The sequence below is a fragment of the Neorhizobium vignae genome (genome assembly GCF_000732195.1).
In the GTDB taxonomy this organism is placed as follows: domain Bacteria; phylum Pseudomonadota; class Alphaproteobacteria; order Rhizobiales; family Rhizobiaceae; genus Neorhizobium; species Neorhizobium vignae.
The window spans coordinates 20,458-27,244 of sequence record NZ_JNNU01000037.1 but is presented as its reverse complement, the minus strand read 5'-3'; the positions used below and the strand labels follow the sequence as shown (position 1 = coordinate 27,244).

Genomic DNA, 6,787 nt, shown 5'->3' with positions numbered 1-6,787 from the left:
AGCTCGATGCCGCCGTAGAAGTCGCTTGCCACGGCCTTGATGACCCTACCGGGGGCGTCGGTCAGCAGTTCCAGGAGTTCGATAAGCCGATGGGCAGCGGCAAGCGGTTCGCGTGTTGCATCGACCAGCGCTGACCTTCTGGCTCCTTCATTAGATTCCTGACGGTATGCATCTATCAGGGCAGATGAGGCAGCCCGGTCTTTCTCCGTCGCGTCTTTGATTTCGGAGAGGATGGAGTCGAGACGCTCGATCAGCAGATCGGTATCGCTGCCATGCTTATGCGAGACCGCCAACGCCATCCGTACCATGGCGGTGCCGAGCTGGGCCGCAACGAGAGCAGCCGTGCTGCCGCTAATCGAAGGCGAAGCTCGACCGATCTCGGCAAGCATCGTTTCAAGATCGAGTTCCTGGAGGTCCATGCGTAATCCCTTTGTTTGGCGGCCCATCCGGTTTCATAAGCATTTTATTAAATATGTTGGCAAACTATCTACTCCGGGGCAGAGGCTTTGCGGTGTGGACGGAGTTGTCAGGTTGAACAGCAATGGAGGCCGCCCGCATGTCGAAATCCACAGTACTTTTGGTCGAGGACGAGGTCCTTATACGCGCAATCTTGGCAGACGCCTTAATTGACGAGGGTTACGAGGTCGTCGAAGCCGGACATGTGCTCCAGGCGGCTGCAGCCCTTGGTCAAAACCCCATTTTCGATTTTCTGATAACTGACGTCGATATGCCTGGGGCTTTGAATGGCTTCGACCTCGCGGCGACGGTGGCCAAAGTCGCCCCCTCGACAAAAATCATCGTAACATCAGGGCGGCGTATCGCTCCTGATATACTATCCGATTGGTACTTCCTCCCGAAGCCTTACAGTATCGATCACATGATGGAACTGCTCCGCGAACATACAGTCACGTTCGGTGCTCCCTCTAAAATGATAATGGCGGTGTGAAGCCTGCTAACGGTTATTCCTTCCTCGTCGCACCTGGAGCCGCCCCAGGTCGGATGTGAAATTTTCTAATCTGCAGACTGGATCGTTCTTGCAGCTCGTAGAGCCTCCACCATCTTTATTCTACGCAAATATGGAGGGAGCCAGATGAACGAGTTTCTCACCGAGGTGGATGACGCGGCTATCGAGATATTGACGCCCGACCGCGACCGATCACACGATGATCGGGTCGTCTGTCTCTGTTGTCGGCAGGCTCGTTCAAAGAGCTGGATGGACGATGATGGCTGCGGCATCTGCGAGGAATGCCTCGCCATATGACGAAGCGGACGGTCCTGCCTTTTTAAGCGACAGCCGCTGTTGCGGGCTGCACATGATATTACTGGGCTGTCAGACTTCTGGCGGAGGAACCAACAGTGAGTTTGCGCATTTTCACGGGCAGAATCACAGGGTTACTGTCTAATGCGTGAACTTGTCACCAGCCTGCTACTCGTTACATGCCTTCTCCCGGTGGGTGCAGGTGCAATGAGGCTCTCAGCCAGCTTGGCCGAAGATAGCGCACCACATGCGTTCGCCCATCTCAACTCCGAACCGCTGTGGTCATCCGAGGTAAAGCGGATTGACCCGAGTCTTCAGGCTTACGAGCGCCTCCCTGCTGTTCCGGCTGCGGATACGATGGTAGCTGAAGAAAAATCAACAAAGCGCGTATATGTCACGGCACCTGGGGTTCATACTTTGGGTAACCAGATGGCCGGTGACGAGACCCTTGCGGATTTTAGGAAAGTCAGGGCGCGTGAATGGTGCGGAGAACGATACCGCTCATTCGATCCCGCCGACAACAGTTACCAGCCTTATGGTGGCGGACCTCGCCGAGTCTGCGTACCGCCGACGGAAGCGAGATCGCCGGTCGTGACGCAAGTCGCTGACGCCGACATCGTTCCCGCTCAGACTGACGCCGCTCGCTGGTGCATGGAACGTTACAGTTCGTATCGGATCGAAGACAATTCATATCAGCCTTTTAGCGGCGGCAGAAGGCAGTGCCCCGGTCCAGGCGCGCAGTCAGCTAGCAATTCTACCCGTGAACCGGCAACTGGCTCTATCGTTCGGTTTTGACCAGTCACCTTGACGGTGGCCGTTGCAGCGCTTACGGGCTCTTCCGGTGCTTACTTTGCCTACGTCGCATATGTGCCGTAGATATCTTGGACACAGCCCCGAACGCGGCCTCGCAATTTCTTACCGCTCATTACGAGTAGGGCTTCGACGACGGAAACCAATGGCCATTTCCGCAAGGCACGCCTGAACTTCGTCCCGGATATCAGTCGCCGTCCGACGGAACCTCGATACGCAGTGATGCCATCATTGGCGTCGAAGTCGAGAACAGTAAAATCCATGTGCCGCGTTCAGGTTACGCGATTTCCCTGATGCAACGTCGTAGGCGCCCACACTATACGCTTGGCCGCCTCTGATAACACCAGGGTAATTGTACCCAGTGACCTGATCGCGCCAGTAATTCGACTTTCCATACAATTTGATCATACGCAGCTGCATCATGGTGAAGTTCCGCGATTCTCTCAACCGTATCAAAAAAGGTGCGATAATCTTCCAACGAGCGCAGTCTCTAAAGTCGGTTGAGAACGTGCTTAATGCGGTCTGCGTGCTTATGATGTCCTCGCCCTTCCTCGGCCAGTTGGACCTCGGAGACCGTCAGGCCAGTGGTGATTGCGACTTCTTCCAGGGTGTATCCGCGTGTCAGCCTAAGGGCTCTGAGTTCATCAATCGCGGAAAAACTATTCGGTTTGTTTGTAATCGCGTTCAAAGCTGTTACCTCTTAACGTTGATCGAGCATGGAAACTCTCTCGAACCTCCTCAGTTCCACTGAAGGGTCAATTTCGGCCCATGACCGGTCTCGGCAGTCTCGCCGTCGAGAGCGGGTTCCAAAGACGGCTTTAAGGCGACGCGCCTGGAAAGCTTCCGCCTGTTCTTCCAGCTCCGGTGGTTGAACTTCAGGGGGCCGTTAGGTCGGTCGGCCGCCTCCCATTAGCCATAAAACGATCAGGATCACCCCGACGATCAGCGCTTGGATGAGCACTCGAAGCTGCATGAGCCTGTTAGAGGTGTTCTCCGTCCTCCCAGCTGTCCGACTGTAAAACAACTTCATGATGATCATCAGCCCAACAGCGCTAACGATGATGGCGAGGATAACAGACCAGGCGCTCATTGCCCGACTGTCTGTCGCGCTGCCGTCCGTTGATGCCAAGCCATCGAACTGACTTTCCTGAACAGGTCCTCGTGTTAGGCCTGGCAAATCCCGCGCAACCTCGATGTCCGTGTAGGCCTTCTCGTCGCGAAACGCGCTTGCATGCGTCGTCGTCACGTCTTCGCCAGGAAGCGACGCAGTTTCGAGAAAGTCGCTTTCGTGGGAGGGAGATTTTGATCTTTCGGGGAAGGGAATAGAATGACTGCGCATGTCACCAGGGTTCAAGCGGCTTCTATGGAGGGACGTTACCGCCTGCTCGTCTACGCCATCACCAACTACGCAAGTTATATGCTCGGCACCGAAGGCCACATATCGAGTTGAAACGCGGGTGCGCAACGCTTCAAGGTCTACACCGAGTTGGAAATCCTCGGAGAACACTTTTCCCGCTTCTATACTCCTGAAGACCTTGCCGCCGATATTCCGGCAAAGGCTCTTTCGACAGCACAAGCCGAGGGGCGGTTTGAGGCGGAGGGCTGGCGTGTTCGTAAGGCCGGATCAATATCCAAACTAACCGGCGCCAAACGGTCAAGTGCTCGCGCCCGCACCAGATGACTGGGTTCTCTTCTGGTGGAGCGTCCATGTCCTCCCTCCATTTCATGTCCATCTGTTGCGATTTCGGCGACCGCCAAACGCCGCCTCGCAGGCTGTCGACACAGGCCAAATCAGCCTGCGCGCTTCATCGATAACCGACAATGGGCCAGTGTCATGGTCTGTGCTCCTTGATATCAATTTCTCGGTTGACATGAAGGTTGAGCAGCGCCGCCCAATTCAGAATTGACATTGGCAAATCAGCCCCCCTTTACTGCCGCCTAAGCGACTTCGTTTAATCTTCGCGTTCGGCGCGAAACGCGATAGCTCCGGAAATTCTGGTGTCAGCTGGCTAGGCGAGGGGTGCTGACGATCTTTAGGAAGAGGGTATTCATTGCCTCTTTAATTCCCTGTGAAGGGCCGACCTCGAAAAAATATCCTGGCGTCGCACAGTTTTCCATTGTCGGGCCTATTTCGTTCTGGAAAGGCTTGATCCACGTATTGTACCAACTATTCGTCGGGAGAGGCAGGTATGTCGTATAGAGGACTGCGATTTTGTAACCCTTCTTCTTCAGCTTCTCGCAAGCCTTGATGTCGATTGGCTGCTGACAACGGCTGCTTGTTAGCTTCTTCATACAGCCGTTCGCCTTCTTACTGTCGTTGACCCCGTCGGACACGAAGAACACGATCTTCTCAGGGTTACCAGCAGTTAGACCAGTACCTGGCGCGCCAATCTTATCACCGATATCCTTGAGAGCGCGGTCAAAGTCGGTCTGCTGGTCGTTGTCGTATCCCTGATATGGGATCGACATCAAATCGATAAGCGCCGCGTTGCTTTTGGCCTTGGCCAAATCATCAGTAAGCGAGGAAACTTCCAGAAGTTTGGTGTCCTCAGCCTTCTGTCCGAACGTGTAGACGGCCATTCGGAACTGGTTGGACGTCTTCCGCACCCTCATTGCAGTGTCCATGAGTGCGCCGGTCGCTTGGGCGACGACATTGATGCGAATGGTTACTCCAAGATTTTTTGCGAGGTTGTAGTAGCTGTTCTTGTCTTCAACGCCATTGTAAACGATGTGGCATGCAAATGCACATTTGTCCGTCGTGTTGGCTACCAGCTTGTTGATGTCCGCGGGCGTAGCTCCCACACCCATGGATGGTGTGTTGTCGAGGAGCAGATAGAAATCGCGGAAAGTCTCGGTTTGGAATACCGCCGTCGCCTTGCCGCTGACAGTCACCTCATTCTTGCCAATCACCTTCAGCAAGGTCGTCGGCATGCTGGCGCTATACGAGAAGGAAGCTTTTATCTGATTGTTTTCGCGCAGGACTTCGGCATGGGTGCTGTCGATCACGAAACCTACCTTCGAAGATAGCTGCGCGCTGAAAAGGTTCTCTGCATCTTTAACGGCTTTGCTGATATCACCATCGATGGTCATAAGCATCGCCTCTCTGAACGCGACCGAACTTTCCGCGACGGCACCAAGTGCTGCGGCGTCTGCTGCATCTTGAAGCCGAGTCTTCAGTGCCAGCGCGTCGCTAATGTCTATCGCAAGTCCGGCTACACCAAGCAGCGGGACGAGTATCAACGCGCTCATAATTCCGAAATTGCCAGACTTGTCTCGCATATAGTCCCGCAGCATATCCGCCCCCATCATTGCTCTAGTAGAAAATACTAAACTGAAACACTTAAGTACTTCTCAATCTCAAGTACTGGACGGCGTTAGGTGCTGCAGCACATCGGCTAGGTTGAGCGCTCTTGGGGTAACAGTCCGCGAAATGCCAAAGTGCTCAGATCTGGCTTTGGCGGTATCACCCCTGGATGATCGCGACGGCGCGGCACCATCAGGCGGAGGCTTTTTTGATCTTCACCGTGAAACAGCTGATGGTGAAGCCGGTTGGCGGCAGGTGTTCAAAATTGTGAAGCTTCTCGATATGGCAATAACCGATTTCGCGGCCGGCTTTGTGGCCTTCCCAAATCAGCGAGGCATCCCCCGTCTGCTCGTATTTCTCCGCCGTATGGCTGAAGGGCGCATCCCAGCTCGAGGTGGTAATGCCAAGGCGCATCGAGAGGGGTGCCGTTATGGGCCGAAAGCGTGATCTTCTCAATGCGCACTGGCTGCATCGATCCGGTCGATGCGTAGCGGTCGCACAACGATCTGATTGTATACAAACTTAGAGACGTGGTCATGCCCAGCCGTGCAAGCCCAATTGCAGACCTACGTATACTGAATCCTGAGTTGAGCAGAAGTGGCATCGCATTATCGATTTTTTGATGGCGCCTGCGGGGAGGTTGGTAGAGCGAGGAAAATCGTCGGAGTCACACCAGTCACTTGCCGAAATGCGCTGGAAAACGCAGCTGTGCTCGAGAAACCGAGATCAGACGATGTGCGAATAATGGCGACGCCTCTTGAGAGCCTGTCCATCGCTTGAATGATCCGTGCGCGTTGGCGCCAGGATTTGAATGTTAGACCCGTCTCCATCGGGAACAACCGACTCGCTGTACGTACCGAGGTCGCTGCACGTGAAGCAAGCTCGCCGATGCTCAGTTGATTCTTTAGGTCAGCAAATGCGAACTCCGCGAGGCGTTTGCCAATTTCACTCGTCGGCATTGGCAGAAACGTTGGCGCATCGGCCGTCTCGATGAGTTCGTAAAGCATTAGCCGAACCATAAGCTCGGCCTTGTCGGACCTGATATCTTTAGCGAACGCAGCATCAAGCAGCGAGCGGAGGAGGGGAGTGACCCGCAACGCGAATGTGCGATCGAGATGCGTCGCGGGCGACCACGTCCGCGCTGCCCCTGGATCAACGCGTACCATCCAAAGCTCGGCATCATTCAACACTTCCACGCGATGCGCAATACCCGCGGGAATCCAGACCGCGAGCTGGGGAGGGACCAGCCAACGGCCATCGCTTGTGTGGACTTGTACCATTCCCGAGGCAGCGAACGTCAACTGTGCGTCCTCATGCGTATGCATCGGCAGCCCGCCACCGCGTCCTTTGAAACCGCGGCTAAGTCTGAACGGCAGTTCCATATTGGCTTCTCCGCGATGTCGATTGGCGCCACA

7 protein-coding genes and 1 pseudogene are annotated in these 6,787 nt (G+C 55.0%); 3 read left to right on the top strand and 5 right to left on the bottom strand.

The window, feature by feature from the left end; translation table 11 throughout:
* The coding region (locus GQ59_RS29620; RefSeq protein ID WP_037088372.1) for a cyclodeaminase/cyclohydrolase family protein at positions 1-419 on the bottom strand (419 nt) is incomplete at its 3' end.
* 137 nt (positions 420-556) lie between these two features.
* Between GQ59_RS29620 and GQ59_RS29615 the strand changes: the two genes are divergently transcribed.
* The 3 genes from GQ59_RS29615 to GQ59_RS33695 all read left to right on the top strand — a co-directional run bounded on the left by GQ59_RS29615 (position 557) and on the right by GQ59_RS33695 (position 2,053).
* On the top strand, positions 557-946 hold the full coding sequence (locus tag GQ59_RS29615; protein ID WP_051904281.1) for a response regulator: 390 nt from the start codon (positions 557-559) through the stop codon (positions 944-946).
* 144 nt (positions 947-1,090) lie between these two features.
* On the top strand, positions 1,091-1,261 hold the full coding sequence (locus tag GQ59_RS32785; protein WP_167336318.1) for a hypothetical protein: 171 nt from the start codon (positions 1,091-1,093) through the stop codon (positions 1,259-1,261).
* A gap of 141 nt (positions 1,262-1,402) precedes the next feature.
* Positions 1,403-2,053: a BA14K family protein gene (locus GQ59_RS33695; RefSeq protein ID WP_084683350.1), complete on the top strand. Its 651-nt coding sequence runs from the start codon at positions 1,403-1,405 to the stop codon at positions 2,051-2,053.
* Between the two features lie 901 nt (positions 2,054-2,954).
* On the opposite strand, the gene GQ59_RS33690 is transcribed toward GQ59_RS33695, so the two are convergent.
* The 4 genes and pseudogenes from GQ59_RS33690 to GQ59_RS29590 all read right to left on the bottom strand — a co-directional run bounded on the left by GQ59_RS33690 (position 2,955) and on the right by GQ59_RS29590 (position 6,754).
* Positions 2,955-3,575 carry a twin transmembrane helix small protein gene (locus GQ59_RS33690; protein WP_051904280.1) on the bottom strand — a complete coding sequence of 207 codons (621 nt, stop codon included), beginning with the start codon at positions 3,573-3,575 and terminating at the stop codon, positions 2,955-2,957.
* Positions 3,576-4,069: 494 nt separating this feature from the next.
* Entirely contained in the window at positions 4,070-5,362 is a 1,293-nt protein-coding gene (locus GQ59_RS29600) for a TadE/TadG family type IV pilus assembly protein (RefSeq protein ID WP_174459641.1), read from the bottom strand.
* A 202-nt stretch (positions 5,363-5,564) separates the two neighbouring features.
* Positions 5,565-5,762 (bottom strand): annotated as a pseudogene (locus GQ59_RS29595) (cyclase family protein); the annotation flags it as partial.
* Positions 5,763-5,980: 218 nt separating this feature from the next.
* Positions 5,981-6,754: an AraC family transcriptional regulator gene (locus GQ59_RS29590; protein WP_037088367.1), complete on the bottom strand. Its 774-nt coding sequence runs from the start codon at positions 6,752-6,754 to the stop codon at positions 5,981-5,983.
* Positions 6,755-6,787 lie beyond the last annotated feature (33 nt).

Excerpts from the sequence above, each read along its gene's own strand:
- GQ59_RS29600 (WP_174459641.1), bottom strand. The coding sequence starts at position 5,362 with ATGCTGCGGGACTATATGCGAGACAAGTCTGGCAATTTCGGAATTATG.
- GQ59_RS32785 (WP_167336318.1), top strand. The coding sequence starts at position 1,091 with ATGAACGAGTTTCTCACCGAGGTGGATGACGCGGCTATCGAGATATTG.
- GQ59_RS29615 (WP_051904281.1), top strand. The coding sequence starts at position 557 with ATGTCGAAATCCACAGTACTTTTGGTCGAGGACGAGGTCCTTATACGC.
- GQ59_RS29590 (WP_037088367.1), bottom strand. The coding sequence starts at position 6,754 with ATGGAACTGCCGTTCAGACTTAGCCGCGGTTTCAAAGGACGCGGTGGC.
- GQ59_RS33695 (WP_084683350.1), top strand. The coding sequence starts at position 1,403 with ATGCGTGAACTTGTCACCAGCCTGCTACTCGTTACATGCCTTCTCCCG.